General features: G+C 46.1%; 1 protein-coding gene. It reads right to left on the bottom strand.

Features of this window, described 5'->3' with window-relative positions:
• Nucleotides 1-167 precede the first annotated feature (167 nt).
• A partial coding sequence (locus tag CKO50_RS23260; RefSeq protein ID WP_255231212.1) for an EF-Tu/IF-2/RF-3 family GTPase occupies nucleotides 168-839 on the bottom strand: 672 nt, incomplete at its 5' end.

Raw genomic sequence — 839 nt, 5'->3', positions numbered from 1 at the left:
AAAATCGCTGCTACGAGGTATTAAAACGTCTGTACGCCTATTGGAGAATGACCCTTTTCACTGGTCGCGATATAAAATCGCATCTACAAGGCATTAAAAAAGGCCGTACTCTTTATCAGAGAACGACCTTTTTTGCTGGTCGCGATATAAAATCGCTACTACGAAGATTACTCTTCGATTGTTGCTACAACACCAGCACCTACTGTACGGCCACCTTCACGGATAGCGAAACGTAGACCTTCGTCCATCGCGATTGGTACGATTAGCTCAACAGTCATCTTGATGTTGTCGCCTGGCATTACCATTTCTACGCCGTCTGGTAGCTGGATGTCACCAGTTACGTCTGTTGTACGGAAGTAGAACTGTGGACGGTAACCTTTGAAGAAAGGAGTGTGACGACCACCTTCATCTTTCGAAAGTACGTATACTTCTGAAGTGAATTTTGTGTGTGGTTTGATTGAACCTGGCTTACATAGTACTTGACCACGCTCTACTTCATCACGCTTAGTACCACGTAGTAGTGCACCGATGTTCTCACCCGCACGACCTTCGTCTAGAAGCTTACGGAACATCTCAACACCCGTACAAGTTGTCTTCGTAGTTTCTTTGATACCTACGATTTCTACTTCGTCGTTCACGTTGATGATACCAGCTTCTACACGGCCTGTTACTACTGTACCACGACCCTGGATTGAGAATACGTCTTCGATAGGCATGATGAATGGCTTATCGATGTCGCGCTCTGGCTCTGGGATGTAAGAATCTAGTGCTTCTGCAAGCTCAACGATCTTCGCTTCCCACTGCTCTTCGCCTTCTAGTGCTTTAAGCGCTGAACCTTG

The sequence above is a fragment of the Pseudoalteromonas sp. HM-SA03 genome, assembly GCF_002289345.1.
In the GTDB taxonomy this organism is placed as follows: Bacteria; Pseudomonadota; Gammaproteobacteria; order Enterobacterales; family Alteromonadaceae; genus Pseudoalteromonas.
The sequence above is the reverse complement of the archived record's forward strand: the minus strand, read 5'-3'. Positions and strand labels throughout refer to the sequence as shown.